This window comes from Streptomyces sp. NBC_00539 (assembly GCF_036346105.1).
Classification (GTDB): domain Bacteria; phylum Actinomycetota; class Actinomycetes; order Streptomycetales; family Streptomycetaceae; genus Streptomyces.
Genome location: NZ_CP107811.1, coordinates 6041437 through 6067995 on the forward strand (window position 1 = coordinate 6041437; position 26559 = coordinate 6067995).

At 73.5% G+C, this 26559-nt stretch carries 25 protein-coding genes; 13 read left to right on the forward strand and 12 right to left on the reverse strand.

Annotated elements, in window-relative coordinates:
* Window positions 1–20: 20 nt before the first annotated feature.
* Window positions 21–743 (reverse strand): lysophospholipid acyltransferase family protein, encoded by a 723-nt coding sequence (locus OG861_RS27265; RefSeq protein ID WP_329193127.1) that lies wholly within the window; start codon window positions 741–743, stop codon window positions 21–23.
* Window positions 744–955: 212 nt separating this feature from the next.
* On the opposite strand from OG861_RS27265, the gene OG861_RS27270 reads away from it, so the two are divergent.
* The 5 genes from OG861_RS27270 to OG861_RS27290 all read left to right on the forward strand — a co-directional run bounded on the left by OG861_RS27270 (window position 956) and on the right by OG861_RS27290 (window position 5606).
* The gene (locus OG861_RS27270; protein ID WP_329193125.1) at window positions 956–1294 is read left to right on the forward strand and encodes a TlpA family protein disulfide reductase; all 339 of its coding nucleotides are present in this window, start codon (window positions 956–958) and stop codon (window positions 1292–1294) included.
* A gap of 301 nt (window positions 1295–1595) precedes the next feature.
* Entirely contained in the window at window positions 1596–2132 is a 537-nt protein-coding gene (locus OG861_RS27275) for a flavin reductase family protein (protein ID WP_329193124.1), read from the forward strand.
* Window positions 2133–2334: 202 nt separating this feature from the next.
* Window positions 2335–3120, forward strand: coding sequence for an electron transfer flavoprotein subunit beta/FixA family protein (locus OG861_RS27280; RefSeq protein ID WP_190184144.1), 786 nt, complete (start codon window positions 2335–2337; stop codon window positions 3118–3120).
* A 61-nt stretch (window positions 3121–3181) separates the two neighbouring features.
* Window positions 3182–4144, forward strand: a complete 963-nt coding sequence (locus tag OG861_RS27285) for an electron transfer flavoprotein subunit alpha/FixB family protein (RefSeq protein ID WP_329193121.1) — start codon at window positions 3182–3184, stop codon at window positions 4142–4144.
* Between the two features lie 163 nt (window positions 4145–4307).
* Entirely contained in the window at window positions 4308–5606 is a 1299-nt protein-coding gene (locus OG861_RS27290) for a DUF6986 family protein (protein WP_329193120.1), read from the forward strand.
* 45 nt (window positions 5607–5651) lie between these two features.
* Here OG861_RS27290 and OG861_RS27295 read toward each other — a convergent pair whose 3' ends face one another.
* Window positions 5652–6638, reverse strand: coding sequence for a LacI family DNA-binding transcriptional regulator (locus OG861_RS27295; RefSeq protein WP_329201992.1), 987 nt, complete (start codon window positions 6636–6638; stop codon window positions 5652–5654).
* 233 nt (window positions 6639–6871) lie between these two features.
* Between OG861_RS27295 and OG861_RS27300 the strand changes: the two genes are divergently transcribed.
* A complete protein-coding gene (locus OG861_RS27300) occupies window positions 6872–7909 on the forward strand; it encodes an NUDIX hydrolase (protein ID WP_329193119.1) in 1038 nt (345 codons plus the stop codon).
* 127 nt (window positions 7910–8036) lie between these two features.
* Here the strand turns inward: OG861_RS27300 and OG861_RS27305 are convergent, their stop codons facing one another.
* Both OG861_RS27305 and OG861_RS27310 read right to left on the reverse strand, forming a co-directional pair.
* Complete coding sequence (locus OG861_RS27305; protein WP_329193117.1) at window positions 8037–8735, reverse strand: MBL fold metallo-hydrolase; 699 nt, start codon at window positions 8733–8735, stop codon at window positions 8037–8039.
* 74 nt (window positions 8736–8809) lie between these two features.
* On the reverse strand, window positions 8810–10174 hold the full coding sequence (locus OG861_RS27310; RefSeq protein ID WP_329193115.1) for a dipeptidase: 1365 nt from the start codon (window positions 10172–10174) through the stop codon (window positions 8810–8812).
* Between the two features lie 271 nt (window positions 10175–10445).
* On the opposite strand from OG861_RS27310, the gene OG861_RS27315 reads away from it, so the two are divergent.
* Window positions 10446–11636: a geranylgeranyl reductase family protein gene (locus OG861_RS27315; protein ID WP_329201991.1), complete on the forward strand. Its 1191-nt coding sequence runs from the start codon at window positions 10446–10448 to the stop codon at window positions 11634–11636.
* A 419-nt stretch (window positions 11637–12055) separates the two neighbouring features.
* On the forward strand, window positions 12056–13018 hold the full coding sequence (locus tag OG861_RS27320; RefSeq protein WP_329193113.1) for a spherulation-specific family 4 protein: 963 nt from the start codon (window positions 12056–12058) through the stop codon (window positions 13016–13018).
* 21 nt (window positions 13019–13039) lie between these two features.
* Here OG861_RS27320 and OG861_RS27325 read toward each other — a convergent pair whose 3' ends face one another.
* Window positions 13040–13780: a maleylpyruvate isomerase family mycothiol-dependent enzyme gene (locus OG861_RS27325; RefSeq protein WP_329193112.1), complete on the reverse strand. Its 741-nt coding sequence runs from the start codon at window positions 13778–13780 to the stop codon at window positions 13040–13042.
* Window positions 13781–13817: 37 nt separating this feature from the next.
* Here OG861_RS27325 and OG861_RS27330 point away from each other — a divergent pair, with 37 nt between their 5' ends.
* Together OG861_RS27330 and OG861_RS27335 are read left to right on the forward strand one after the other, a co-directional pair.
* The gene (locus tag OG861_RS27330) at window positions 13818–14468 is read left to right on the forward strand and encodes an alpha-ketoglutarate-dependent dioxygenase AlkB family protein (RefSeq protein ID WP_329193110.1); all 651 of its coding nucleotides are present in this window, start codon (window positions 13818–13820) and stop codon (window positions 14466–14468) included.
* Between the two features lie 40 nt (window positions 14469–14508).
* The gene (locus OG861_RS27335) at window positions 14509–15807 is read left to right on the forward strand and encodes an ROK family protein (RefSeq protein ID WP_329193108.1); all 1299 of its coding nucleotides are present in this window, start codon (window positions 14509–14511) and stop codon (window positions 15805–15807) included.
* A gap of 93 nt (window positions 15808–15900) precedes the next feature.
* On the opposite strand, the gene OG861_RS27340 is transcribed toward OG861_RS27335, so the two are convergent.
* Window positions 15901–16443 (reverse strand): ATP-binding protein, encoded by a 543-nt coding sequence (locus tag OG861_RS27340; protein ID WP_329193106.1) that lies wholly within the window; start codon window positions 16441–16443, stop codon window positions 15901–15903.
* 319 nt (window positions 16444–16762) lie between these two features.
* Between OG861_RS27340 and OG861_RS27345 the strand changes: the two genes are divergently transcribed.
* Window positions 16763–17890 carry a PLP-dependent cysteine synthase family protein gene (locus OG861_RS27345; protein ID WP_329193104.1) on the forward strand — a complete coding sequence of 376 codons (1128 nt, stop codon included), beginning with the start codon at window positions 16763–16765 and terminating at the stop codon, window positions 17888–17890.
* Window positions 17891–17988: 98 nt separating this feature from the next.
* On the opposite strand, the gene OG861_RS27350 is transcribed toward OG861_RS27345, so the two are convergent.
* The 6 genes from OG861_RS27350 to OG861_RS27375 form a co-directional block, all read right to left on the reverse strand.
* The gene (locus OG861_RS27350; protein ID WP_329193102.1) at window positions 17989–18477 is read right to left on the reverse strand and encodes an SRPBCC family protein; all 489 of its coding nucleotides are present in this window, start codon (window positions 18475–18477) and stop codon (window positions 17989–17991) included.
* Between the two features lie 88 nt (window positions 18478–18565).
* Window positions 18566–21019 carry a right-handed parallel beta-helix repeat-containing protein gene (locus OG861_RS27355; RefSeq protein WP_329193100.1) on the reverse strand — a complete coding sequence of 818 codons (2454 nt, stop codon included), beginning with the start codon at window positions 21017–21019 and terminating at the stop codon, window positions 18566–18568.
* Window positions 21020–21133: 114 nt separating this feature from the next.
* Window positions 21134–21814, reverse strand: a complete 681-nt coding sequence (locus OG861_RS27360) for an Rv1733c family protein (RefSeq protein ID WP_443056441.1) — start codon at window positions 21812–21814, stop codon at window positions 21134–21136.
* Window positions 21815–21969: 155 nt separating this feature from the next.
* Window positions 21970–22794, reverse strand: coding sequence for an MOSC domain-containing protein (locus OG861_RS27365; RefSeq protein ID WP_329193096.1), 825 nt, complete (start codon window positions 22792–22794; stop codon window positions 21970–21972).
* Window positions 22795–22894: 100 nt separating this feature from the next.
* Entirely contained in the window at window positions 22895–23407 is a 513-nt protein-coding gene (locus OG861_RS27370; RefSeq protein ID WP_329193094.1) for a DUF6643 family protein, read from the reverse strand.
* 257 nt (window positions 23408–23664) lie between these two features.
* Window positions 23665–24837, reverse strand: a complete 1173-nt coding sequence (locus OG861_RS27375; RefSeq protein WP_329193092.1) for a glycosyltransferase — start codon at window positions 24835–24837, stop codon at window positions 23665–23667.
* A 310-nt stretch (window positions 24838–25147) separates the two neighbouring features.
* On the opposite strand from OG861_RS27375, the gene OG861_RS27380 reads away from it, so the two are divergent.
* Together OG861_RS27380 and OG861_RS27385 are read left to right on the forward strand one after the other, a co-directional pair.
* Complete coding sequence (locus OG861_RS27380) at window positions 25148–25939, forward strand: glutamate racemase (protein ID WP_329193091.1); 792 nt, start codon at window positions 25148–25150, stop codon at window positions 25937–25939.
* Window positions 25940–26077: 138 nt separating this feature from the next.
* Window positions 26078–26425: a VOC family protein gene (locus OG861_RS27385; protein ID WP_329193090.1), complete on the forward strand. Its 348-nt coding sequence runs from the start codon at window positions 26078–26080 to the stop codon at window positions 26423–26425.
* Window positions 26426–26559: the final 134 nt, after the last annotated feature.

Consider the following 26559-nt stretch of genomic DNA (forward strand, 5'->3'; position numbering starts at 1 on the left):
CCCTCATCCCGGGCCGGTGCTCAGCCCGCTTCTTTGACCTGCGCCGCGGTCGGGGCGGTACCGCCCAGGTGCGCCGGGAGCCACCAGGAGTCCTCGGGGCCCTTCGGCTTGGCCGGATACGCGCGCTGCGCGGCGTCCAGCAGTTCCTGCACCCGCTCGCGCAGGCGGCGGGTGATGGCCCCCGCGTACTGGTCCGTCGGCGCCTCCAGCGGCTCGCCCACCCGCATCGTCACCGGGATGTGGCTGCGCTTGAGGTCCTTCGGCCGGCCCTTGGTCCACAGCCGCTGGGTACCCCAGAGCGCGACGGGGATCAGCGGGACGCCGGCCTCCTGCGCCATGCGGGCCGCGCCCGACTTGAAGCTCTTGAGCGTGAAGGACTGGGAGATGGTCGCCTCGGGGAACACCCCGATGATCTCGCCGGAGCGCAGCGAGTCCAGCGCGTGCTGGTACGCCGATTCACCCTGCGCGCGGTCCACCGGGATGTGCTTCATCGCGCGCATCAGCGGGCCGGACACCTTGTGCCGGAACACCGACTCCTTCGCCATGAAGCGCACCAGCCGCTTCTGCGGCCGCGCCGCAAGACCGGCGAAGATGAAGTCGAGGTAGCCGATGTGGTTGGAGACCAGGACCGCCCCGCCCTTGCGCGGGATGTTCTCCGTACCCTTCATGTCGATACGGATGTCCAGCGCACGGAAGAGCGTGTGCGCGGCGCCGATCACGGGTGGGTAGACGAGCTCAGCCATTGGTGGGGAGACCCCGCTTTCTGCCTGGGGAGGTGCTCCCGGCCGGAAGTTACGGAAGCGTAGGTACGCGACCATGGGGATGGTGCCCCACATACCGGCCCGTGAGCCAGTCCAGACGCGTGTGCCCAAGGAGATTCTCGTCACGCCGGGAATGCGGCGCACGGGCGGGGCGCTCGGATCAGCGTACGACCGGAGCGAGGGCAGGGGTACTGATGGCAGCCGGGGAGCGCGGGCACGGGGACGGGGCACGGCTGGGCGCCGCCGAGCTGGGCGGGGAACCGGGGGAGCGGGCCACGCTCGTCCAGTTCTCCAGCGCGTTCTGCCAGCCCTGCCGGGCCACCCGGCGGATCCTCGCCGATGTCGCCTCCATGGTGGACGGCGTCACGCACGTCGAAGTGGACGCCGAGCGGAACCTGGAGCTCGTACGCTCCCTCGGCATCGAGAAGACCCCGACCGTGCTGGTGCTGGACGCCGCCGGGCGGATCGTCTCGCGGGCCGCCGGGATGCCGCGCAAGGCCGACGTGATCGCCGCCCTCGGGGCGGCAGTGTGACGAGCGGGGCGAGGGGCCTTGCGGGCGGGTCGAGAGGCCGTGCGGGCCGGGCGGGGGGATCGCACGCGCCGGTGCACGCTCCCGCACCGGGCGTGACGCGCCCGACATCCGGCCGGAGCGGCTTGACTGTGTACACGAGAGATCGCCAGGCTGACCACATGCGGTATGAACTCCTGCTTTACGGACGGGTCCACGTCGACCTGGTCCGCTACGCGAGCGCGCGCTGTTGGGATCACTGAACGTCCCCGACCCCCGATCCCCGACTTCGCCCGCGCCCCGCGCGGCAGAAGGAAGCCCCCTCATGACGGCCCCGACGGCTCCGTCCCCCCGTTTCACCACCGGCACGGCCGGATCCCCCGACCTGCTGCGCTCCGTCTTCCGCCAGCACGCTGCCGGAGTCGCGGTCATCACCTCCACCACGAGCGGCGGCGTCCCGGTGGGGTTCACCGCGACCTCGCTCAACTCGGTCTCCGCCGACCCGCCGCTGCTCTCCTTCACGATCGGCACCGGCTCCTCCAGCTGGCCCGCCGTACGCGACTGCGACCACCTCGGCGTGCACATACTCGCCGAGCACCAGCGGGAGCTGGCCGGGCTCTTCGCGCGCAGCGGCGCCGACCGTTTCGGACCGGCCACCGACTGGGCCGAGGGCCCGCACGGGGTGCCGGTCCTGTCCGGGGTGCTGGCGTGGCTGGTGTGCCGGGTGGTGGCGCGGGTGCCCGCCGGTGCCCACCGGGTGATCATCGCCGAGGTGGTGTCCGGGGACCCGGAGGTGCACGCCGGCGGTGAGGGCCGTCCGCTCCTCTACCACCAGGGGCGCTTCAACGCGTTGCGGGACTGAATCGTCCCTGCTGGGGCGGGTTCGGGTGGCGTTGGCCAGATCACAGTTCGGCGGCCTTGCCACCGGGGAAGACCCACTGTGTACTGACGAGTAACATTCCCTTCGGGACGCGGGCCGCCCCGATCGGGATCCGCCCGACAAGGCGCCTATGCTGCCTGCACAAGGCGGTACCAGAAAAAGACGATGCGGTAGGAGAGTCGGCGTGAGCCTGAGGATCGTTGTCTGTGTGAAGTACGTACCCGACGCCACCGGCGACCGGCACTTCGCCGATGACCTGACCGTCGACCGCGACGACGTCGACGGTCTGCTGTCGGAACTCGACGAGTACGCCGTCGAGCAGGCGCTCCAGATCGCCGACGAGGCGGACGACGCGGAGATCACCGTCCTGACCGTCGGTCCCGAGGACGCCAAGGACGCGCTGCGCAAGGCGCTCTCCATGGGCGCCGACAAGGCCATCCACGTCGAGGACGACGACCTGCACGGCTCCGACGTCATGGGCACCTCGCTCGTGCTCGCCAAGGCCATCGAGAAGGCCGGTTACGACCTGGTCATCACCGGCATGGCGTCCACCGACGGCACCATGGGCGTGCTCCCGGCGATCCTCGCCGAGCGCCTGGGCGTCCCGCAGGTCACCCTGCTCTCCGAGGTCAAGGTCGAGGACGGCACCGTGACCGGCCGCCGCGACGGCGACACCGCGAGCGAGCAGCTGCAGGCCTCCCTGCCGGCGCTCGTCTCGGTGACCGACCAGTCCGGCGAGGCCCGCTACCCGTCCTTCAAGGGCATCATGGCGGCCAAGAAGAAGCCGGTGGAGTCCTGGGACCTGGAGGAGCTGGAGATCGAGGCCGACGAGGTCGGCCTGGAGGGCTCCTGGACCAAGGTCGACTCCGCCGCGCAGCGCCCGGCCCGGACCGCCGGCACGATCGTCAAGGACGAGGGCGAGGGCGGCAAGCAGCTGGCGGAGTTCCTCGCCGGCCAGAAGTTCATCTAAGAGCTTCGCCGACACCCTCTCGATCGCCCCCTGACTACTTCGCATTCGCAGGAGCACTCCCATGGCTGAAGTCCTCGTCTACGTCGACCACGTGGACGGCGCCGTCCGCAAGCCCACCCTCGAACTGCTGACCCTGGCCCGCCGCATCGGCGAGCCCGTCGCGGTCGCCCTCGGCGCCGGCGCCGAGAACACCGCCGCCGTGCTCGCCGAGCACGGCGCCGTCAAGGTCCTCACCGCCGACGCCCCCGAGTTCGCCGAGTACCTCGTCGTCCCGAAGGTGGACGCCCTCCAGGCCGCCTACGAGGCCGTCTCGCCGGCCGCCGTGCTCGTCCCCTCCTCCGCCGAGGGCAAGGAGGTCGCGGCCCGCCTCGCGGTCCGCATCGGCTCCGGCATCATCACCGACGCCACCGACCTGGAGGCGGGTGACGAGGGCCCGGTCGCGACGCAGTCCGCGTTCGCCGCGTCCTTCACCACCAAGTCCCGCGTCTCCAAGGGCACCCCGGTCATCACCGTCAAGCCGAACTCGGCTCCGGTCGAGGCCGCCCCGGCCGCCGGCACCGTCGAGGCGCTCGCCGTCTCCTTCGGCGCCCTGGCCACCGGCACCAAGGTCGTCTCCCGCACCCCGCGCGAGTCCACCGGCCGTCCGGAGCTGACCGAGGCCGCGATCGTGGTCTCGGGTGGCCGTGGCGTCAACGGCGCCGAGAACTTCCACCTCATCGAGGACCTCGCGGACTCCCTCGGTGCGGCGGTCGGCGCCTCGCGCGCCGCCGTCGACGCCGGCTGGTACCCGCACACCAACCAGGTCGGCCAGACCGGCAAGTCGGTCTCCCCGCAGCTGTACATCGCCTCCGGCATCTCGGGCGCGATCCAGCACCGGGCCGGCATGCAGACCTCGAAGACCATCGTGGCCATCAACAAGGACGCCGAGGCCCCGATCTTCGACCTGGTCGACTACGGCGTGGTCGGCGACCTCTTCACGGTCGTCCCGCAGCTGACCGACGAGATCAAGGCGCGCAAGGGCTGACCTGCGCATCTCTGGGCCCCGGGGCCGTGTGGTGTTCGTCACCGCACGGCCCCGAGTCGTTTGCCGGGTGCGGCGGAGGGACCATTGACGGAGCGGAACCACGTGACTAAATTCTGCTATGCGGATCTAAGCTTCCGTGAAGCGGAAAAGAGGAGAGTGCACGATGGGTCAGCAGGAGAAGGTGGCGACGAGCCTCGCAGGCGCGGTCAGCGAGGGCATCAGCGCCTCCCTCGCGCCGGTGGACGCCGAACTCGCGCGGCACTACCCGGGCGACCCCGGGACCCGCCAGCCCATCCACACGGTCTACGTCCCCGGCGACGTCTTCGCCGCGGACACCATCCGCTCCTGGGGCGACCAGGCCCTGGCGGCCCTCGACGAGCACGCCCCGGACGCCGCCACCTTCGCCAAGGTGCTCGGCATCTCCGACGAGCTCGCCGCACCCGTCTACGAGCGCGTACGCGCCAAGCTCGCCTCCGAGCCCATCGAGGACCTCCGCGTCGACTTCGAGGACGGCTTCGGCGTCCGCTCCGACGCCGAGGAGGACCAGACCGCCGCCCGCGCCGCCCGCCTCGTCTCGGAGGCCTTCGCCAACGGCACGAACGCCCCGTACATGGGCATCCGCATGAAGTGCATGGAGTCCAACGTCCGCGACCGCGGCATCCGCACCACCGACGTCTTCCTCTCCGGGCTCCTGGAACACGGCGACCTGCCCGAGGGCCTCGTGCTCACCCTCCCGAAGGTCACCTACGCCGAGCAGGTCAGCGCGTTCGTCGAACTGCTGGAGGCCTTCGAGAGCGCCCGGGGCCTGCGCCCGGGCCGGATCGGCTTCGAGATCCAGATCGAGACCAGCCAGTCGATCGTCGCCTCCGACGGCACCGCCACCGTGGCCCGCATGATCGAGGCGGCCAAGGGCCGCGCCACCGGCCTGCACTACGGCACCTTCGACTACAGCGCCTGCGTCGGCGTCTCCGCCGCCTACCAGTCGAGCGACCACCCCGCCGCCGACCACGCCAAGGCGATCATGCAGGTCGCCGCCGCGGGCACCGGCGTACGCGTCTCCGACGGCTCGACCAACGTCCTGCCGATCGGTACCACCGAGCACGTACACGAAGCCTGGAAGCTGCACTACGGGCTCACCCGGCGGGCGCTGGCCCGCGCCTACTACCAGGGCTGGGACATGCACCCGGGCCACCTTCCGACCCGGTACGCAGCCGTCTACACCTTCTACCGCGAGGGTCTGGAAGCCGCGGCCGCCCGCCTGAAGGCGTACGTGGCCAAGATCGAGGGTGACGTCATGGACGAGCCCGCCACCGCCAAGGCCCTGGCCGGCTACCTGGTCCGCGGCCTCGACTGCGGGGCGGTCGGGACCGAAGAGGTCACGGCCCTGACCGGCCTCACCCGCGCCGAGCTGGACGCCTTCGCGATCCCGCGCCGCTCGGCGACGCTGAAGACGACCGCCTGACCCCGGCGCGCCCGCCCCGGGCGGCCCGGAGCCCCCCCGCGGGTTTCAGGCCGCCGGGGGCAATTCGCCCGAGCCGCGGGGCACCAGGCGGGTGGGCAGCTCGATGCGGGCCGGGGGCAGATCGGCGCCCGCCAGACGCTGGAAGAGGCGGTCCGTGGCGACCCGCCCCAGGGCCGCCGCGTCCTGGGCGACCACGCTCACCCCGGGACGCAGCAGGTCGGCCAGCTCGAAGTCGTCGAACCCGACCAGGGCCACCGGGCGCGGCTCGGCGGCCAGGACGCGCACCGCCGTGACCGTCACCCGGTTGTTGCCCGCGAACAGGGCGGTGACCGGCTCGGGGGCCGAAAGCATCCGGCGGGCGGCGGCCGCGACCGGGCCGGGCGCGGTCGGTCCCAGGGCCACCCAGGACTCGTCCACGGGCAGCCCGGAGGCCGCCATGGCCGCGCGGTAGCCGCGCAGGCGTTCCGTCGCCGTGTGGATGCGGGGATGGTCGCCGATGAAGCCGATCCGGCGGTGACCCCCGGCTATCAGGTGCGCCACGCCGTCCCGGGCGCCGCCGAAGTTGTCCGACAGGACCACGTCCGCGTCGATCCGCCCCGCGGGGCGGTCCACGAACACCGTGGCCACGCCCGCCCGGATCTCCGGCTCCAGGTAGCGGTGGTCGTCCCCGGCCGGGATCACGATGAGCCCGTCCACCCGGCGGGCGCACAGTGCCAGGGCCAACTCGCGCTCCCGCTCGGGGTCTTCGGCGCTGGAGCCGTTGATGAGCAGCGCCCCGTGGGCGCGGGCCACTTCCTCCACGGCCCGGTTCAGCGGACCGTAGAAGGGGTCGGCCAGGTCCTCCAGGACCAGGCCCACGGTGGCGGTGCGGCCCTTGCGCAGCACGCGGGCGCTGTCGTTGCGCCGGAACCCCAGCGTTTCGATGGCCTCTTGGACGCGCCTTTCGGTGTCGGGGGTGACGCCCGGCTCGCCGTTGACCACCCGGGAGACCGTCTTGAGGCCCACGCCTGCCTGGGCGGCCACGTCCTTCATGGTCGGCCTGTTGCCGTAACGGGGTACGGCGGGGCGGCGGGTGTGGGGCACGGGACCTCCGGCGAAGCGGTCGGGCGGGACGCGGGCGAAGACACGGGCGGGGCACGGACAAGGACGCGGGACCAGGCTCTGACCTTGAGGATAAGCACTCCGCCCGGGAGCGGGTTTCCGTGGCAGGGTGAGGCGGGCAAGCCACTGGGGGCTTCGAGGCGAGCCATCGGAGAGGGGTAGACGTGATTGTCTGGATCAACGGCGCGTTCGGTGCCGGGAAGACCAGCACGGCCCGTGAACTGACCGCACTCCTGCCGGACAGCACCGTGTTCGACCCGGAGTTCGTCGGTGACGCCCTGCGGGTGCTGCTCCCGCGCAAGCGGCTCGCGGAGGTCGCCGACTACCAGGACCTGCCGAGCTGGCGACGGCTCGTCGTGGAGACGGCGGCGGCGATGCTGGCGGAGCTGGGCGGGGTGCTGGTCGTGCCGATGACGCTGCTGCGCCAGGAGTACCGCGACGAGATCTTCGGCGGGCTCGCGGCGCGGCGGATACCGGTGCGGCATGTGCTGCTGGCCCCCGAGGAAACGATTCTGCGCCAGCGGATCGCCACCCGGGAGGAGCCGGGCGCGCCGCAGGAGGTGAACGTCCGGGTCAGGCAGTGGGCGTACGACCACATCCCCGCGTACCGGCAGGCGCTGGGCTGGCTGACGGCCGACGCGCACGTCATCGACAACGGGCGGCTGACGGTGCGCGAGACGGCGGAGCGGATCGCGGAAGCGGTGCGGACGGGGTCGGCGCCGGTGTGCGAGATCGTGCAGACGCCGGAGCCGACGCGGGAGACGGTGGCCTCGGGGGTCCTGCTCTTCGACGGGCAGGGGCGGGTGCTGCTGGTGGACCCGACGTACAAGCCGGGGTGGGAGTTCCCCGGCGGCGTCGTGGAGCCCGGCGAGGCCCCGGCGTGCGCGGGCGTGCGGGAGGTCGAGGAGGAGCTGGGGCTGGCACTGGAGCGGTTGCCGGAGCTGCTGGTGGTCGACTGGGAGCGGCCGGTGCCCCCCGGGTACGGGGGGCTGCGGCTGCTGTTCGACGGGGGACGGCTGGGGGAGCGGGAGATCGCGGAGCTGCGGCTGCCGGGGCCGGAGCTGCGGGAGTGGCGGTTCGTGACGGAGGCGGAGGCGGCCCGCTTGCTGCCGCCGGTCCGCTTCGAGCGCCTGCGGTGGGCCCTGCGTGCCCGCGAACGCGGCCACCCCCTGTACCTGGAGGCGGGCCGGCCGGTGCCGTAGCCCGTGCGGCGGGCAGCGGGCGGACTACGGGGCGGTGAGCGGGCAGCCCGGCGTCAACGCAACCGGCGGCCCCGTACGGGAGGTGCCGGCCTGAAGGTGCCGGCCGGGGCCGGGCCGGACCACGTCGTCAGGCGGCGCCCGCGGCCTTGCGGAGGGTGTCGGCGGTGGCGGTGGTCAGGGGGTCGCCGTGGCCGAAGCAGGCCACGGACGGGGACAGGGCGGCCAGCCGGCGGAAGGAGGCGAGGGCCTGGGCGCCGTCCACGTTGAACACGCCGAGCATGACCTGCCCAACTCCCGCCACGCAGTCCCCGGTGAACAGCACGCCGTGCTCCGGCAGGTGCACGCCGATGCTGCCCGGCGTGTGCCCCGGGGCGTGCACCACCACCGCGCCGCCCCCGAACGGCAGCTGCTCGCCGTCCTCCACCTCCTGGTCCACCGGGGTCGGCGCCGCCTGCGGGGCGGTCAGACCGTGCGCGTACAAGGGGAGTTCCCAGTCCGAGAGCACCGGCTCGGGCACCGGCTGCTCGCCCCGGATCACGGGGGCGTCCAGCCGGTGCGCCACGATCCGCGCACCCCACCGGGCGCCGAGTTCCCCCGCCGAGCCCACGTGGTCGCGGTGGCAGTGGGTCAGTACGATCCGCTCCAGCCGCTCCGGGAGCAGGCCCAGCGAACGGATCGCCCCTTCGATCGCGTCGGCGGCGCCCGCGTGGCCGGCGTCGACCAGCGTCAGGGCCTGGTCGTCCTGCCACAAGTACGCCTGGCCGATGGGGAAACGCAGCATGTGAAGGCGGTGGGGGACGACCTCCACCAGATCGAGTCCGGTCATGGGTCGAACGTAAGCGCGCACCCTCCGCTCCCGGTGCGCGTTTCACCGGAAGCGGAGTTCACCCGTGGCGTAGGTCAAATACCCTTGGACCGGGCGTAGTTCACGAGGAACAGGGCCTCCGCCACCGCCAGACGCTCCAGTTCCTCCGGGGAGACGCTCTCGTTCACCGCGTGGATCTGCGCCTCGGGCTCGCTCAGACCGATCAGCAGCATCTCCGCCTCCGGGTACAGCGACGTCAGCGTGTTGCACAGCGGGATCGACCCGCCCATCCCGCTGACCTGCATTTCCTGGCCGGGGTACGCGACCTCCATGGCCGCCGCCATGGACGCGTACGCGGGGCTGCTCGTGTCGGCCTGGAACGGCTGCCCCTGACCCACGACCTCCAGCTCCAGCCGGGCCTGCCACGGGGTGTGCGCCACCAGGTGCGCCTCCAGCAGCTTGATGGCCTCCGCCGTGTCCACGCCCGGCGGCACCCGCAGGCTGATCAGCGCGCCCGCGCTCGCGTGGACCGACGGCGTCGCGCCGACCACCGGCGGGCAGTCGATCCCGAGGACGGTGACGGCCGGGCGGGCCCAGAGCCGGTCCGCGATCGTGCCCTCGCCGATCAGGCCCACGCCGTCCAGGACCTTCGCGTCGGCCCGGAACTCCGCCTCCGGGTACTGGAGCCCCTCCCAGACCGCGTCCGAGGCCAGCCCGTCCACCGTCGTCGAGCCGTCCTCGGCCCGCAGCGAGTCCAGCACGCGGATCAGGGCGGCCAGCGCGTCGGGCGCCACACCGCCGAACATCCCGGAGTGCAGGTTCCCGGCCAGGGTGTCGATCTTGACCTTGACGAGGGTCATCCCGCGCAGCGTGGCCGTCACCGTCGGCAGCCCCAGCCGGAAGTTGCCCGCGTCGCCGATGACGATGGTGTCGGCGGCCAGCAGCTCCGGGTGCGCCTCGGCGTACTGCTGGAGGCCCCCGGTGCCCTGCTCCTCCGAGCCCTCCACGATCACCTTCACGCCGACCGGCACCCCGCCGTCGGCCTTGAGTGCCCGCAGCGCCAGCAGGTGCATGATGAAGCCGCCCTTGCAGTCGGCGGCGCCGCGCCCGTACCAGCGGCCGTCCCGCTCCGTCAGCTCGAAGGCCGGAGAGATCCAGGCGGCGTCGTCCAGCGGCGGCTGCACGTCGTAGTGGGCGTAGAGCAGGACGGTCGGCGCGCCCTCGGGGCCGGGCAGGTAGCCGTACACCGACTGCGTGCCGTCGGGGGTGTCGAGCAGCGCCACGTCCTGGAAGCCCTCGGCGCGGAGCGCGTCCGCCACCCAGTTCGCGGCGGCCTCGCTCTCGCTCCGGGGGAACTGCGAGAAGTCCGCCACCGACCGGAAGGCCACCAGCTCGGCCAGCTCCTGCCGGGCACGGGGCATCAGCGAGGCGATGGTCTGGGCGACCGGAATCGGCGACATGGGCACGCTCCTCTTGGGTGCGACGTTGATGTACGTGTACGCCTCCCGCATCCGCGTGGTGCGCGTAGGGCGGGTACGGCGAAAGACAGCATCGATCCTCGCACAGCGAGCCGGGACGATCTCTCGCCGTAGGATTTCCCCGGCATCCGAGGAACAGCCTGATCAGGAGCAGCAGCACATCGTGAGCAGCGACGACGAGGTACAGGGCGCGAGCGCAGAGCAGAACGCCACCGGGCGGGCCGACGAGGGGAGCACCGGCGGGAACGGCGAGGTGTGGGACGTGGTCGTGGTGGGGGCCGGACCGGCCGGGGCCTCGGCGGCCCATGCGGCGGCGAGCGCCGGGCGGCGCGTCCTGCTGCTGGAGAAGGCCGAACTGCCCCGGTACAAGACCTGCGGCGGAGGCATCATCGGCCCCTCGCGGGACGCCCTGCCGCCGGGCTTCGTCCTGCCCTTCAAGGACCGGATCAACGCGGTCACCTTCTCGATGAACGGGCGGCTGACCCGGACCCGGCGCTCGCGCGGCATGCTGTTCGGGATGGTCAACAGGGCCGAGTTCGACGCGGCACTGGTCGCGGAGGCGGAGAAGGCGGGCGCGACCGTCCGTACGGGAACGGCCGTGAGCCGCGTCGAGCAGCACGGGGCGGCGGTACCCGACCGGCGTACGGTGGCCGTGGTCCTCGCGGACGGGGAGACGGTGCTGTGCCGGGCCGTGGTCGGCGCGGACGGCAGCGCGAGCCGGATCGGCGCCCATGTCGGCGTCGAGATGGACCAGGTAGACCTCGGCCTGGAGGCGGAAATTCCGGTCCCGCAGACCGTCGCCGAGGACTGGAAGGGGCGGGTGCTCATCGACTGGGGCCCCCTGCCGGGCAGTTACGGCTGGGTCTTCCCCAAGGGCGACACCCTCACGGTCGGCGTCATCTCGGCGAAGGGCGAGGGCGCGGCCACGAAGCGCTACCTGGACGACTTCATCGCCCGCCTGGGTCTGGCCGGATTCGAGCCCGCCGTCTCCTCGGGGCACCTCACCCGCTGCCGGAAGCCCGATTCGCCGCTCTCGCGCGGCCGGGTGCTGGTGGCGGGTGACGCGGCGGGGCTGCTGGAGCCGTGGACGCGTGAGGGCATCTCCTTCGCGCTGCGCTCGGGGCGGCTCGCGGGTGAGTGGGCCGTGAAGATCTCCGAGGCGCAGGACGCGGTGGACGCCCGTCGCCAGGCGCTGAACTACGCCTTCGCGGTCAAGGCGGGGCTGGGCGTGGAGATGGGCGTCGGCACGCGCATGCTGGCGCTGTTCGAGGCGAAGCCCGGGCTGTTGCACGCGGCGATCACCGGCCTGCGTCCGGCCTGGCTGGCCTTCGCCCGGATCACCCGCGGCTCGACGACGCTGGCCGAGCTGGTACGGGCGTACCCGCTCGCCCGCAAGGCCCTGCACGTTCTGGACGGGCGCCAGGCGCGCCGACGCCAGGGCTGAGCCGGCGCGAGTGCCGCCCGGCCCCGTGCGGGGCGGGCGGCCCTCAGCGCGGGTGGCGCAGCTCGCGCGCGTCGCCGCGCTCGCACCTACCCCGGCGCCCCGGCCCCGCGCACCGACCCCGACCGACGGACTCCCCGTCCCCGGCCCCGTACCTGCCCCGCCCGCCGCCCCGAAGCCGCGCCGGGCCGCACGGCGCCCCGAGGACCGGCCTGCGGATGGCTGCCGGCAGCGCCGGGCACCTGCCCGTCGACCCTTCGTCCCGCGCGCCGCGGAGCGACGGACGGGGGAAGCCACGGGCGGCCGAAACGATCCGTCGCTCTTCTGTTCGTCGTATGAATGCAGGGGAGTTCGGCTTTTTCGGCCCGGCTCCGCGTCTACTGTTCCTCGGGTCCCCCCCTGCCGCCGTCGGAGGAACAGCCATGGCCCGCGCCCGCGTCGTGAAGGCGCTGTACGCCGCTGCGACCGTCCTCCTCCTGGTCGCCACGGCGCCCGCCTGCACGGCCCCGGCCGCAGCCCCGTCGGCCGCCGCGCGGACCTCCGCACCGGCTCCGGCTCCCGTCGCGCCGCCCGGCCCGCGGGCCCCCGGCGTGCGGGGCCTGGAGGTCGCGGTCCCCGCCTACGTGGGGGCGGACGCCCCGATGCTGTCCGCTCTGGCCGCCGCCGGCCCGGCCGTATCGGTGGTCGTCCTCAACCCGGGCAACGGCGACTCCCCGTTCGACGCCCGCTGGCAGGCCCGCGCGGACGCCCTGCGCGCCGGCACCACGGCGACCGGCGAGCGGACAAAGGTGCTCGGCTACGTCCACACCGACCACGGCAACCGCGACGTGGCCGCCGTCAAGGCCTCCGTGGACAACTACGTGAAGACGCCCGACGGCCGCCTGCACGTCGACGGCGTCTTCTTCGACGTCGTCGGCCGGGACTGCGGCCCCGCGAACGCCACCCGCGACCTGTACGAGCAGCTGCGCCACTACGTCGAGGACGCCATGCACGCCACCGATCCGTCCGCAGGGGACCTGGTGGTGAACAACCCGGGCACCGCCATCGCGGACTGCTACCTGGAACCCGGCCACCGTACGGCCGACGTCTTCGTCACCTTCGAGGACACCTACGCCGCCTACACCTCCGGAGGCTGGCTGGGCGGCAACGTCTTCAACACGTCCGGCGGCTACCGCGCCGGCAGCGAACTCGACCCGAGCGGCACGGCGTTCTGGCACCTCGTCCACGACGTCCCGGACGCCTCCGCCATGCGCTCCACGCTCCGCACCGCCTTCGACCGAGGCGCGGGCTACGCCTACGCAACCAGCGCCGCCATGCCCAACCCGTGGAACACGCCACCGGCCTGGCCCTACTCCGGCCAGACCGGCTTCGCCACCCTCGGCTAGCGACGGCGGGGCCGGACGCCGTCAGATGATCGGGGACGCCTCCCTCCACAGCCGCGCGAGGGGGTGTCCGGCGTCATCGGGGCCGGTCAAGGGGAGGCGGTTCCACAGGGTCGCGTACAGCCGGGCCGCCTCGCCCGCCAGATCGAGGTCCGCCGGGGTCCCGGAGTCCCCCCGCGCCGTGCGCGGCGGCTCCTGCGACAGGTGCACCGTCCACACCGCGCCCGTGTCGGTCGCCCGTATCCGTATGACCTGGGGCTTCTCGCTGCGCACCCCGCTGCGCGAGCGGGCGTGGAAGCCGGTCAGCAGCTCGTCCACCCCGTCCTCGGCGAACTCCGGGGTCACCATGGAGAACGGGACGCCGAGCGCAGCCTGCGCGTCGAACCGGTGCACCGTCGTCTCGTGCGCCTGACGGCGGGCCCAGAACCCCAGGGGGGACGGCGCGGTCGGCAGGAACGTCCAGCACTCCACATCCGCCGGAGCCTCGCCCAGCGTCCGCACCAGCGCCGCGTGCCCCTCCCGGAACCAGGCCAGCAGCTCGGACCCCGTCGCGTCCGGTGCCTGCGGGAACGGACCCGGTTCCGTCACCGCGCCCCCGACGTACCCGGCCGCCCAGCGGTGGACCGCCCCGGTGTGCCGCAGCAGATCGGCGACCCGCCAGTCGGGGCAGGTCGGCACCGGGGCGTCCGTACCCGCGCGTTCGGCCGCCTGGGCCATCAGCTCGCCCTCGCGGGCCAGCGTCTCCACAAAGTCGATGATCTCCATGGACGGGAGTGTGCCAGCCACCCCTGACAATGGGGACATGGAAGGGGAACTCTTCCCGCGCGAGCGGACCGAGATCGCCCCCGGCGCGGTGCACCTGCCCGACTGGCTCGACCGGCGCCGGCAGCGCGAGCTGCTCACCGCCTGCCGCGAGTGGGCCCGGCCGCCGGGGGGGCTGCGCACCGTGCACACCCCCGGCGGCGGGACGATGACCGCCCGCCAGGTGTGCCTGGGGCTGCACTGGTACCCGTACGGATATGCGCGTACCGCCGTCGACGGCGACGGCGCGCCGGTCAAGCCGATGCCCCCCTGGCTTGCCGCACTCGGGCGCACCGCCGTCACCGACGCCTACGGGCGGCCACCGGACGAGGCGTACGACATCGCCCTCGTCAACTTCTACGACGGCGACTCCCGCATGGGCATGCACAGGGACTCCGACGAGAAGTCGGCGGCCCCCGTCGTCTCCCTCAGCCTCGGCGACTCCTGTCTGTTCCGCTTCGGCAACACCGCCTCGCGCGGCCGCCCGTACCAGGACGTGGAACTGCGCAGCGGCGACCTGTTCGTCTTCGGCGGACCGAGCCGGCTCGCCTACCACGGGGTGCCGAAGGTCATGCCCGGCACCGCGCCGCCCGAGCTGGGTCTGACGGGGCGGCTGAACATCACACTGCGGGTCGGCGGCCTCCTGCCCTGATCGGCGCCCGGCCCCTCCCGCTCGTGCGAGGATCGCTGTCATGAACGGCAACGGGGCCCCGCGGCGGGTGGGGGACGCGTCCACGGTGTCCACGGTCTCATCGGCGGCCTCCGCCGCCGACCGGGCAGCGGCGGCCACGAGGACCAGACTGGAGCGGGGCCGCGGCGCGCTGGGCCCCGCGTTGGAACTCGTGCACACCGGCCGTGCCCCGACCCGGGCGGTGCTGACCGCCAAGCTGGGCGTCACCCGCGCCACCGCCGGAGCGGTCGCCGCCGAACTGGAGGCGCTCGGCCTGATCCGCGTCGACTCCCGCCCCGGTGGCGCCGGCGGTACCCAGGGCCGGCCCTCGCACCGGCTCGCCGTGGAGGAGAACGGCCCGGTCGCGCTGGCCGCCCAGGTGCACCCGGACGGCTTCCGGGCCGCCCTCGTCGGCCTCGGCGGCCGGATCGTGGCCACGGCCCCCGGCAAGGTCACCGTCTCCGCCGACCCGGCGCAGGTCCTCGGCGCCGTCGTCGACGCGGGCGCCGCGCTGCTCGCCGAGTCCGGGCGGCGCTGCATCGGCGCGGGCCTCGCCGTTCCCTCTGCGGTCGCGGAGCCCGAGGGAACCGCACTGAACCCCCTGCACCTGGCCTGGCCGGCCGGATCCCCGGTCCGGGCCATCTTCGCCGAACGGGTGAAAGCTGCCGGGATCGACGGCCCCGCCCTCACCGGCAACGACGTCAACCTCGCCGCGCTCGCGGAGCACCGCCACGGCGCGGGCCGCAGCGCGCAGCACCTGCTGTGCGTGGCCACCGGCCACCGGGGGGTCGGCGGGGCGCTGGTGCTCGACGGCCGCCTGCACACCGGCAGCGCCGGTCTGGCCCTGGAGGTCGGCCACCTCACCGTGAACCCGGAGGGGCGGGCCTGTCACTGCGGGAGCCGGGGTTGCCTCGACGTGGAGGCGGACCCGCTGGCCTTCCTGACGGCGGCGGGCCGTACGCCCGGCCCCGAGGTGTCGCTGCTCCAGCAGGCGCGGGACCTGTTGCACGCCGAGTTCGCGGATCCGGCCGTACGGGCGGCCGCCGAGGAACTCATCGACCGGCTGGGACTGGGGCTGGCGGGTCTGGTGAACATCCTGAACCCGGACCGGATCATCCTGGGCGGTCTGCACCGGGAGCTGCTCCAGGCGGATCCGGAGCGGCTGCGCGCGGTGGTCGCGGACAGGAGCCTTTGGGGGCGCAGCGGCGGGGTGCCGATCCTGCCGTGCACCCTGGACCACAACAGCCTGGTCGGCGCGGCGGAGCTGGCGTGGCAGCCGGTGCTGGACGACCCGCTGGGGGCGCTGGGCACCGCCGCCTGAGGGCGGGGCAGGGTGTGCAGGCTGCCGGCCGGGGCCGGGGGCCGGGAGGCGGCGTGCTCCGGGTCCCGGCGGTGGGGGTGCGGCGGGCGCGGGCTACCCGGGCCTGGTGCCGGCCCGGGCCGATACCGGCACGGCTGCGACGACGGCCGCCGGTTCCACGGCGTAGAGCGCCGCCGGGGCGGGCTCTCGTACAGCCTTGGAGGAGATCCGCACGGTTCGGGTCGGCGCCGTGGAGGCGGGAGCCGCCCGCAGGGAGAACCAGACCACCTTGCCGGGCCCCTCCTGCTGGTGCCGGGCACCCCAGGCCTCGCTGATCGCGGCCACGAGCGCGAGGCCGCGTCCGCAGGTCTCCAGAGCCGCGGACTCGCGCACCACGGGCAGCCGCGGATCGCTGTCGTGCACAGAGACGGTGAGCCGGCCCAGCCGGAATTCGATCTCCACCCTGCAGACCTTGTCCGGCTGCGCGTGGCGGTGCACGTTGCTGAGCAGCTCCGTCACGCCGAGCGCGGCCCGGTCGATGAGGGGGTCGAGCTGCCAGTGACGCAGTTGTGCAGAAACGATTCTGCGGATCTGGCCGATCCGCGCGGGCAGGGCCTGCAGTTCGACGACGCAGTGCCTGCGGGAATGACTTATCACGGCTGCGACTCCCCGACATGAGTGTTACGGGTGCTGCACCCTCTGTGACGCCTCACCAGGGTCACCCACGGTGCGCCGGTGTGCAACCGAACGGGCCCGATGATCTGGTCCCGGTGTCCGGCACCCGTCCGAAAGCCGTCGGTCCGCCGTCCGAAAGCCGCCTGCGGGTGCGCGGCGGGCCGTTCCGCAGCCCGGACGCAGGCCGCTCACCCGGCCCCCTAAAGCCATGCGCATGGAAACCCAAAGGAACTGTTTGCGCAGGTGAGGGAGGTACATTGCGAAGGCAGGGGGCCACGGAAGTGATGAAGGAGCAAGGCGCATGAGCACGACCAGTACCACCGCCCGAGTCGACGACGTCGACCGCAGCGACGCGGACTACCGGGCCTGGCTGAACGAAGCCGTGCGCAAGGTCCAGGCCGATGCCAACCGGTCCGCCGACACCCACCTGCTGCGCTTCCCGCTCCCCGAGGAATGGGGCATCGACCTCTACTTGAAGGACGAGTCCACGCACCCGACCGGCTCCCTCAAGCACCGGCTGGCCCGTTCCCTGTTCCTGTACGCCCTGTGCAACGGCTGGATCCGTCCCGGCCGCCCGGTCATCGAGGCCTCCTCCGGTTCGACCGCGGTCTCCGAGGCGTACTTCGCCAAGCTGATCGGTGTCCCGTTCGTCGCCGTCATGCCGCGCACCACCAGCCCCGAGAAGTGCCGCCTCATCGAATTCCACGGCGGCACCTGCCACTTCGTGGACGACCCCATGAAGATGTACGAGGAGTCCGCGGAGCTGGCGGCACGCACCGGCGGGCACTACATGGACCAGTTCACCTACGCGGAGCGGGCCACGGACTGGCGCGGCAACAACAACATCGCGGAGTCGATCTACCAGCAGCTGCGCCTTGAGCGGTACCCGGAACCGACCTGGATCGTGGCGACGGCCGGAACCGGCGGCACCTCCGCGACGATCGCGCGCTACGTCCACTACATGCAGCACGACACCCGGATCTGCGTGCCCGACCCGGAGAACTCCTGCTTCTTCGACGGCTGGACCCAGGGCGACCCGGACGCGAGCAGCGATTGCGGTTCGCGCATCGAGGGAATCGGCCGCCCCCGGATGGAACCGAGCTTCGTGCCCGGCGCCATCGACCGCATGATGAAGGTGCCGGACGCGGCGAGCGTCGCCGCGTGCCGGGCCCTGGAGCAGGCCATCGGGCGCAAGGCGGGCGGCTCGACCGGCACGGGCCTGTGGAGCGCGCTCAAGATCGTCTCGGAGATGGTGGCGCAGGGCCGTACGGGCAGTGTCGTGACCCTGCTGTGCGACCCGGGCGACCGCTACCTCGACAAGTACTACTCGGACGAATGGCTGGCGGCGCAAAAGCTGGACATCGCCCCGTACACGAAGACCATCGAGACGCTGCTGACGACGGGGACCTGGCGGGAACCCTCGGCCTGATCGGGGCGTGCCCGCCGGCCCGGGCCGGTCAGGCCGGTGGCCGACCCCGGGCGGTGAGACGGGCGGTGAGGGGGCGTGCGCGCCCGGCCCGGGCTAGGTCAGGCCGGTGGCCGGTTCCGGGCGATCAGGCGGGCGTCGAGGGCTCCGACCGCCGAGCGGAACGAGTGCCCGAGCCCGGGGCGGGCCGCGGCGAGGGCGAACCGGAGCGGGGCCGGTCCGTCCGCCGCGAAGGTCCACCGGATCCGCGTCCCGGAACCGGACGGGCTCAGCCGCCACTCCTCCAGCAGCGCCCGCAGACCGGGGACGTTGGTCTCGTCCACCCGGTACGCGTAGCACCGTCCCGGCTCCGCCGCCATGACGGTCTCCCGGAACCGGACTCCGCCCACCAACCCGATCTCACGGCCCGCACCGCCGTGCGTCGGGCGGGCCAGGGTGACCGCCCTGAACCAGGTCGGCCAGTCCGCCACCTGCTCGGCGAGCGCCCGGTAGACCGGCGCCGGCGGCTGTGTCACGCGCGCCGTGAAGACCAGCCGGACCGGCGCCGTCCCGGCGAAGTCCAGCTCCACTGCCCGGAGTCGGCGAGCCATCGGGTTACCCCCTGGAGAGAGACGGAGCGGAACGCCGCACCCTACCCGCCGGCCCGTCAGATGTCTCCGGGTCGTCCGGGGAGGCTCCTCAGGGGCCCGCCGCCGAGCCGGCCGGGAGCGCCGGCAGGTCCTCCGGGAACAGCAGGGTGAGCTCGTCCGTGCCCGGGTCGCTCAGCTGCGCCACACGTCCGGCGTGGCGCTCGACCATGGACTCGAAGGTCTGGCGGGCGGTGCGGCCGTTGCCGAAGGCGGGGCCCTTGGGGAGCTCCGTGAAGTACGACAGCAGCGCCTTCGCGGTGCCCTCGCCCAGCCGGTACTCGTGCTCCTCCGCCTGCTGCTCCACGATGCGCAACAGCTCCTGCGGCCCGTAGTCGCCGAAGGTGATGGTCCGGGAGAAGCGGGACGCCACACCGGGGTTGACGGTCAGGAACCGCTCCATCTCCGCCGTGTACCCGGCGACGATCACCACCACCGCGTCCCGGTGGTCCTCCATCAGCTTCACCAGCGTGTCGATCGCCTCGCGCCCGAAGTCGCGCCCCGAATCCTCCGGCGCCAGGGCGTACGCCTCGTCGATGAACAGCACACCGCCCCGCGCCCGTTCGAACGCTTCCTGCGTACGGATCGCCGTGGACCCGATGTGCTCGCCGACGAGGTCCACCCGGGACACCTCGACCAGGTGGCCCCGCTCCAGGACCCCGAGGGAGGCGAGGATCTCCCCGTACAGCCGGGCGACGGTGGTCTTGCCGGTGCCCGGGGAGCCGGTAAAGACCAGGTGCCGGCGCACCGACGCCGCCTTGAGGCCCGCCTGCTGCCGCCTGCGGCCCACCTCGATCATGTCGGTGAGGGCGCGCACTTCACGCTTGACGCTGTCCAGGCCCACCAGCGCGTCGAGCTGGCCCAGCACCTCGCCGGAGCCCCGGGCCGGAGCGGCGTCGGGGTCCGGCTCGTCGGCGGGACGCGGCGGCGGTACGCCGACTGCTCCCGGTGCGGGGCTCTGCGCGGCCGTCACCGTACGGATCCCGGCGCGCTCGCGGGCCAGGCCGCCGGCGGCCGCCGACTGGGCGGCGAGGCGCGGCCCGGACTCGTCGCTGGTGCAGCCCTCCGCCACCGGGCCGTCCTCCGCGAACTCGTAGCCGCCGCGCGCGCAGCGCTCGGTGTGGCACTTGGCCAGCGAGGTGCGGCTGCCGTCGATCACATGGAAGCCGAAGCCGGAGCTGCCGCTCACCCGGCACGCGGTGAACGTGCCGCGGCCGCCCGCCGAGACGTAGAAACCTGCCTCGGCGGGGGAGGTGACCACGCAGCGGTCCAGGACCGGGTCGGCCCCCTTGGTGACGATCACGCCCGTCTGGACGGAGTCGATGGAGCAGTTGGCGAGGGTGCCGCCGCTGCCGTGGTCGCGGAACCAGGCCCCGGTCGCCGCCTCCCGGATCCGGCAGTCGTCCAGCTGCGCGGTGGCCCCGTCGCTCACCGAGACGGCCGTGTTCCGCACCTGCGACAGGTCACTGTCCACCACGTCCGCGCGGGAGCCGCGGTCCAGGACGAACAGCGCGTCCGGTACGTCGTGCACCCGGCAGGAGTCCAGCGAGGCCGTGGCCCCGTCGCTGATCCACACCGCCGGATAGTCACCCGTGCTGTCGTGGATCTCGCAGGACCGGGCGTCCACCCGGGTCCCCGGATCCCAGACCGACAGGCCGTTGCGGCCGAACCGGCGCACGGTGGTGCGGCTCAGCGTGAGCACCGAACGCGAGCGGAGGTCCACCGCGTTCTCCGGGACGTCGTGGATGTCGCAGCCGGCCAGGGTGAGGACGGCGTCGGTGTCGAGGGTGACCCCGTCGGCCGACGTACGGTGCACCGCGCAGTCGGTGAGCCGGGCGGCGGCCCGCGCCGCTATCTGCACGCCGGTGCCCTTGACCTCGTACACCTCGCACCCCAGCGCCTCCAGACCGGAGCCCTCCCCGGTGACGGCGATGCCCGCGCCCGTGGCGTGGTGGATGCGGCAGCGCTCCAGGCGCGGGTGGCCGCCCCGCACCGAGATGCCGCTCTGCCCGGCCGCCACGACCTCGCACTCCTCGAACACACCGCCGCCGCCGTCGAGTACGGCGATGCCCACCCCGGCCGGGTTCTCGACCGTGCACCGGCGCACCAGCGGCCTGGCCCCGGCGCCGCGGACCTCGATGCCGGCCGACGAACGGGTGCTGACCCGCAGGTCGGTGAGTTCGGGCGAGCCGTCCTCGACGAGCAGCGCGGGCGCCGTCCGGTCCTGGCCCTCCAGGTACAGGTCCTGCACCACGGCCGAGGCGCTCACGGTCAGGGCGACGCCGTCGGGCGGGGCGATGCGCACGGATCCGACCGCGCCCTCGGGTCCACGGAGGGTGACGGCGTGGCGCAGTACCAGGTTCTCCCGGTAGGTGCCGGGCGCGATCGACAGGACGTCCCCGTCGCCGGCGACGGCGAGCGCGGCGGTCAGTGTCGCGTACTCACCGGAGCGGCGCCGCCAGCGCGAAGCCCCGCCGTGTGTCACCTGGACCGTGCCCTGAGCCATGGTGCTGTCGTGCCCCCCACCCTCGTCCTCGCGTGCGGCAGTCACCGCCGGAGTCGCCCGGCGGCCGGCCTGCCCGGTCCACCGTAGCGCGCGCGGGGCTGGTGGGTTGCCAGGTCAGCTGCCCGCGTCCGCCCGGCCCCAATCCGGCCCGACCGCCGCCCACGCCCGGTCCAGGCGTATGTACCGCCGGTGCATGAGCCGCCGTACGATCAGCCGCCGGACCGTCTCCACCAGCGCGGCCACGCCCAGGGCGGCGGCCAGGCCGGCCATCACGGCGTGGAACGAGGCGGCGGACGCCGCGAGCGGCTGCCCCACGAGCCGGCCGCTGGTGTCCGTCCATATCCGGAACCGGTCACCGGCCCTGGGCGGTTCCTCGGCGGCCGGAACCGTCCCCTGGTGGATGCTGCCGTCCGGCGCCGTCCACGAGGCGAGGATCCGGGTCCGCTGCGGTGTCTGCGGCCCCGCCGACTTGTCGGCGGCGACGCCGCCCCCGGGCGTGGCCTGGGCCGGCCGGAGCACCACCGCCGGGACGAGGTACCGCTCCTGCCGCTGCTCGTGCACGGCGCGCTGCAGCGTATCGTCCACCCTCGCGCCCGCGAGCCAGCCTACGGCCGGTGCGATCACCAGGACGCACACCGCCGCGGCAAGCGCCAGCCACGCTTCGAAAAGATCAGTTCTGCGGCGCAGCGGATTGCGCCGCCAACGCCACACACCCACTGCTGTCCACACGGTCCGGCACCCCCTCGCCTCCGCCTGCTCCCGTCCCAGCTTCCCGCATGCCCGGCGGACGCGCATGCCGGAACGCGAGAGACATGCGCACCCGGCCCAGGGCCCCGTCCGGAGCACGTTCCCCCGTGCCCCGTCCGTGCCCTTGCCCGCACGTCTCGAATGATCCAACGGCGCCGTGGTGCCCGCTGGTTCCGGCGGGCGGGCGGAGCCCCTCGAAGGTGTTATTCCAGAACGCGGACCTCGTCGCCCACGCGCACCGTTCCCAGCGTCACCGGCACCACCTGCCGGCCGAACGCCAGCGACTTCCCGATCCGCCGGTGCCTGGCCAGCGTCTTCAACGGTTCCTTGCCGCGTTCCGCGGTCGACTGGTCGGTGGTCGTGACGATGCACCGTCCGCACTCGCGCACCCCGCGGAACACGGCGTCCCCGATGGCGATGCGCCGCCAGCCGTCCTCGGCCCACGCCTCGGCGCCGGCCACGACCAGGCTCGGGCGGAAGCGGTCCATCGGCAGCGGCCCCTCCTCCGGGTGGCTGCCCTCGGCTATCAGCGCGTTGAGGGCGTCCAGCGAAGCGAGGGTCGTGACCAGCAGCGGATAGGCGTCCGCGAGGCTCACCGTCTCGCCCGGCAGTGCGTAGTCCGGGTCCACGGGGCGGCGTACGGAGGGATCGTCCAGGTACACGAGACGGGCGGGAAGGCCGAGGTACGCGGAGAGCCAGTCGGCCGCGGCCGTCGACGCGACCACGGTCTCGATCTTCTTACCGAACAGGACGACCGGCTCCAGCGGACCCGGCTCCGGCACCTCCACGACCAGATCCGCCGCGCCCGGCGCCGAAAGCGCCACCCGGCCGTCCTCCAGCGGACGTGCAGATGCCAACGCCAGGCGGGCCTGCTGGCGTTGGGTGATGACCGCGCCCTCGATGTCGATCACGGCCCACCGGCGGTCACCGGAGAGCCCCCAGGGCTCCACGGCCATTTCGGCGGGTGCGATCCCCGCCATCGACTTGACGGGGTAGACGTGGAGCGACTGGACGTACAGGTTCGACATGAGTGCAGTTTGCCAGTAGCCGCCCCCGCGGCACCCGGCACCTCTTCCCACAGGGCCGCGCGGGGGTCAGCCGCCGCGGCCGTGCTCCGTCGGCCGCGGCCTAGTAGCCGCGCCCCTGGTAGGGGCGGCCGTACGGGTCCTCGTACGAGGGGGCCTGCACGGGCGCCTGCATCGGGCGCGGGGCGGCCGGGCGCATCGCCTCGTACCCGGCGCCGGTCGGGACCGGCCGGGGCTGCTGCGGCTGGGGGGCGTACCCGGCGCGGGCGCCGACCGGCTGCTGCTGGGGCACGTACGGCGCGGGTGCGTTCTGCAGCGGCACGGGCATCTGCATCTGCGGGGCGGCCTGCTGCTGGTAGGGGTACCCGTACGCCGGGGCGCTCTGCTGCTGGGGCATCGAGGGCGCCGCCGGGAGGGCGGGCAGGGCGGACGGGAGGGCCGGCAGGTACCCACCGCTCGAATAACCGGAACCGGGGGTGTCGTAGGCGGCCGGAACGCGGATCGGGGCGATCTGCGGAGTGCCGCGTTCGGCGACGAGGGAATCGTAGATGGGGGTGTCCGGGAAGGAGGGCGCGGAGTAGTAACCGCCGCCATAAGTGGAGCGGGGGGAGGTCATGGGACCTAAGTTAAGCCCACGGCTTCACGGGGTCCATAGCAAGGTGCCGTCAACCCCGCCCTGACCTGCATATTCCCAGGTCAGGGCCACAGCTTTCACTTCACGTTCACGTGCACGATTCGCGACTTCCACCCCATCTTGTTCCTACTCGTACCCACCGGTTGGGGGTTGCACGTACTTGGCCTTGACGCAGCGTCACCACGCGCGCTTCTGCGGCCTGACCTCGTATGACGCTCCTTCAGCCGGTCCGAGAGGGGTCAGGCGTCGCTGGGCCGGGCGTAGGTACGGCCCTTCCAGGCGCCGCCGCGGCCGCGGTAGTGCAGGACGGCCGAATCGACGGTCATCAGGAGGTAGAGCAGCGCCGTGAACGGAAGCAGCGGCGCGAGGGCGGCGGGCTGACGGTAGTACCGCAGCATCGGCAGATAGGTTCCGGCCATCAGCAGCCAGGCCAGGCCCCCCGCCCAGGCGACGGGCGGGCGGTCCAGCAAGAGCCCGGCGAACAGGGCGGCCGGCGGCACGAGGTAGACGAGCACGAGCCCGGCCACCGTCCCCGCCAGCAGCAGCGGTTGGTGGCGCAGTTGGGCGTAGGCGCTCCGCGAGACCATCCGCCACAGGTCGCCCAGCGCCGGGTACGGGCGCACGCTGTCCACCCGCTCCGCCAGCCCGAGCCAGATCCGGCCACCGGAGCGCCGGACGGCGCGGGCGAGGGAGACGTCGTCGATCACGGCCTGCCGGATCGAGTCGGGCACCCCGGCGCGGACGGCGGCCTCCGTACGAAGGAGCACACAGCCGCCGGCGGCGGCCGCGGTCCGCCCGCCCGGGCGGTTGATCCGGCGGAAGGGGTACAACTGCGCGAAGAAGTACACGAAGGCCGGTACGACGAGCCGCTCCCAGAACGTGGCCACCCGCAGCCGGGCCATCAGCGAGACGAGATCGAGGCGGGCGGAGGTCGCGGCGGCGACGAGCTCGCGCAGGCTGTCCGGCTCGTGCGCGATGTCGGCGTCGGTGAGCAGCAGGTACTCCGGTTCGGTGGGGCGGGCGGTACGGGCGTGCGCGATGCCGTGCCGCAGGGCCCAGAGCTTTCCGGTCCAGCCGGGCTCGGGGGCGCCGGGGGAGACGACGGTCAGGGGCAGCCCCGGGAGTTCCCCGGCCAGGCGCCGGGCGAGTTCGGAGGTGCCGTCCGTACTGCCGTCGTCGACCAGGATCACCTCGGCGGCGCCGGGGTAGTCCTGGGCGAGGAGCGAGGGGAGGCTGCGGGGGAGCACCTCCGCCTCGTCCCTGGCCGGGACGACGATGGCGACGGAAGGCCAGCGGGCGGGGGCGGTGCGCGGGGGGAGGCGGACGTCGGTGCGCCAGAACATGCCCTGGGCGAGAGTGAGCCAGAGCCAGGCGGCGAGGGAGGCACAGGCGGCGGCGAGGAGGATGCCCATGGGCGCAGTGTGCCGAACGGGAGGGGCCGTGTCGCGCATCCACGCATCCGTACGTGCGCGCCGGGTGGCGCACCCGCCCATCCGGGCATCGGTACCTGCGCGCCGGGTCGCCGCGTGCGGGGTGCCGTCGGCGGTGCGGGGATCCGGGCGGGGCAGGTGGGGCGCTGCTTCGAGGTGCGGGTCGCGGGGCGGTCGCCGGTCGGAAGGAACCGGTACCTGCGGGCCGGGAGGGGCCGGTAAGTGCGGGCCGCCGGGCGCCGGTGCGGGCGGCGTCGCGGAGGCGGAGGGCCGCGTCGATTAAGGTGACCAGGTGAAGATCGCCCTCATGGACTCCGGAATCGGCCTCCTCGCGGCGGCCGCCGCGATGCGACGGCTGCGGCCCGACGCCGATCTGCTGCTGTCGTGTGACCCCGAGGGGATGCCCTGGGGGCCGCGTACTCCCGCCGACCTCACCGGGCGGGCCCTCGGCGTCGCCCGGGCGGCCGCCGAGCACCGTCCGGACGCCCTGGTCGTCGCCTGCAACACCGCCTCGGTCCACAGCCTGCCCGCGCTCCGCGCGGCGCTGGAGCCGGCCATCCCGGTCATCGGGACCGTCCCCGCGATCAAGCCGGCCGCGGCTTCGGGCGGCCGGGTCGCGATCTGGGCGACTCCCGCCACCACCGGCAGCCCGTACCAGCGCGGGCTGATCGAAGCGTTCGCCGCCGGAGCCCAGGTCACCGAGGTGCCCTGCCCCGGCCTCGCGGACGCCGTCGAGCGCGGGAACGAGGACGCCGTCGTGCGGGCCGTCGCCGCGGCCGCCGCGCTGACCCCGGCCGACGTCACCGACGTCGTACTCGGCTGCACCCACTACGAGCTGGTCGAGACGCCGATCCGGGCCGCCCTCGCCGAGCGGACCGGCGGCGCCGAGCTCGTCTTCCACGGCTCCGCCGAGGCGGTCGCCGTACAGGCGCTGCGCCGCATCGGCGCCCGCCCCGAGCCGGACCTGCCCCGGACCGGCGGCCTGACCGTGCTGCTCGGCGGGCGGCAGGGCCCCTTGCCCGCCGCCGCCCTCGGATACGCCGAAGGCCGCCTGCTCGCCGAGGGCGCGCCCCTCGCGCACTGACCCGGGGCCGGTCCGGGGCCGTGCCGGTGTGGGGACGGGCCGGGCCCGGGCGCACGGCGTGCCGCGTCGCCGATGAGTTCCCGGTCCGGGGAGAGTCGACAGACAGACGGCAATTCCCGCAGCGAAGGGCGGCAGGACATGTTTTTCACCCACGTACTCGCCGTGGCCCCGGTGAGTGACTTCGAATCCGCCGTGCTCTGGTACGAGCGCCTCATGGGCAGGCCGGCCGATGCGCGGCCGATGGACGGCCTCGCCGACTGGCACGTTTCCCCGTCCGCCTGGGTGCAGGTCTTCCGGTCGCCCGAGCACGCCGGGACGACCCTGCTCAACCTCGTCGTGGACGACCTGGACCAGGCGCTTGACGAGCTGGCCGGTCGCGGCATCGCCGCGGGGGAGGTCCAGCCGGGCGCCGAGAAGGTGCGGTTCGCCGCCGTCCACGACCCCGACGGCAATCGGGTCACCTTGGTCGAGAACCCGGTGGCGTAGCTCCGGGACCCCTTCCGCCGAGGGACATATCGAGTCGCCTTCCCGATGGCCCGTGGGTAGGGTGGAGGATAGAACGAGACGATACGTCTCGTGTCGCTTGTCGGTCTCCGAACGGATCCACAGCGGCCCGCCCC

Excerpts from the sequence above, each read along its gene's own strand:
- OG861_RS27330 (WP_329193110.1), top strand. The coding sequence starts at position 13,818 with ATGGAAGGGGAACTCTTCCCGCGCGAGCGGACCGAGATCGCCCCCGGC.
- OG861_RS27370 (WP_329193094.1), bottom strand. The coding sequence starts at position 23,407 with ATGACCTCCCCCCGCTCCACTTATGGCGGCGGTTACTACTCCGCGCCC.
- OG861_RS27310 (WP_329193115.1), bottom strand. The coding sequence starts at position 10,174 with ATGTCGCCGATTCCGGTCGCCCAGACCATCGCCTCGCTGATGCCCCGT.
- OG861_RS27305 (WP_329193117.1), bottom strand. The coding sequence starts at position 8,735 with ATGACCGGACTCGATCTGGTGGAGGTCGTCCCCCACCGCCTTCACATG.
- OG861_RS27265 (WP_329193127.1), bottom strand. The coding sequence starts at position 743 with ATGGCTGAGCTCGTCTACCCACCCGTGATCGGCGCCGCGCACACGCTC.
- OG861_RS27295 (WP_329201992.1), bottom strand. The coding sequence starts at position 6,638 with ATGAAGGACGTGGCCGCCCAGGCAGGCGTGGGCCTCAAGACGGTCTCC.
- OG861_RS27285 (WP_329193121.1), top strand. The coding sequence starts at position 3,182 with ATGGCTGAAGTCCTCGTCTACGTCGACCACGTGGACGGCGCCGTCCGC.
- OG861_RS27360 (WP_443056441.1), bottom strand. The coding sequence starts at position 21,814 with ATGCGCGTCCGCCGGGCATGCGGGAAGCTGGGACGGGAGCAGGCGGAG.
- OG861_RS27325 (WP_329193112.1), bottom strand. The coding sequence starts at position 13,780 with ATGGAGATCATCGACTTTGTGGAGACGCTGGCCCGCGAGGGCGAGCTG.
- OG861_RS27365 (WP_329193096.1), bottom strand. The coding sequence starts at position 22,794 with ATGTCGAACCTGTACGTCCAGTCGCTCCACGTCTACCCCGTCAAGTCG.
- OG861_RS27385 (WP_329193090.1), top strand. The coding sequence starts at position 26,078 with ATGTTTTTCACCCACGTACTCGCCGTGGCCCCGGTGAGTGACTTCGAA.
- OG861_RS27270 (WP_329193125.1), top strand. The coding sequence starts at position 956 with ATGGCAGCCGGGGAGCGCGGGCACGGGGACGGGGCACGGCTGGGCGCC.
- OG861_RS27335 (WP_329193108.1), top strand. The coding sequence starts at position 14,509 with ATGAACGGCAACGGGGCCCCGCGGCGGGTGGGGGACGCGTCCACGGTG.
- OG861_RS27320 (WP_329193113.1), top strand. The coding sequence starts at position 12,056 with ATGGCCCGCGCCCGCGTCGTGAAGGCGCTGTACGCCGCTGCGACCGTC.
- OG861_RS27350 (WP_329193102.1), bottom strand. The coding sequence starts at position 18,477 with ATGGCTCGCCGACTCCGGGCAGTGGAGCTGGACTTCGCCGGGACGGCG.
- OG861_RS27355 (WP_329193100.1), bottom strand. The coding sequence starts at position 21,019 with ATGGCTCAGGGCACGGTCCAGGTGACACACGGCGGGGCTTCGCGCTGG.
- OG861_RS27375 (WP_329193092.1), bottom strand. The coding sequence starts at position 24,837 with ATGGGCATCCTCCTCGCCGCCGCCTGTGCCTCCCTCGCCGCCTGGCTC.
- OG861_RS27275 (WP_329193124.1), top strand. The coding sequence starts at position 1,596 with ATGACGGCCCCGACGGCTCCGTCCCCCCGTTTCACCACCGGCACGGCC.
- OG861_RS27290 (WP_329193120.1), top strand. The coding sequence starts at position 4,308 with ATGGGTCAGCAGGAGAAGGTGGCGACGAGCCTCGCAGGCGCGGTCAGC.
- OG861_RS27345 (WP_329193104.1), top strand. The coding sequence starts at position 16,763 with ATGAGCACGACCAGTACCACCGCCCGAGTCGACGACGTCGACCGCAGC.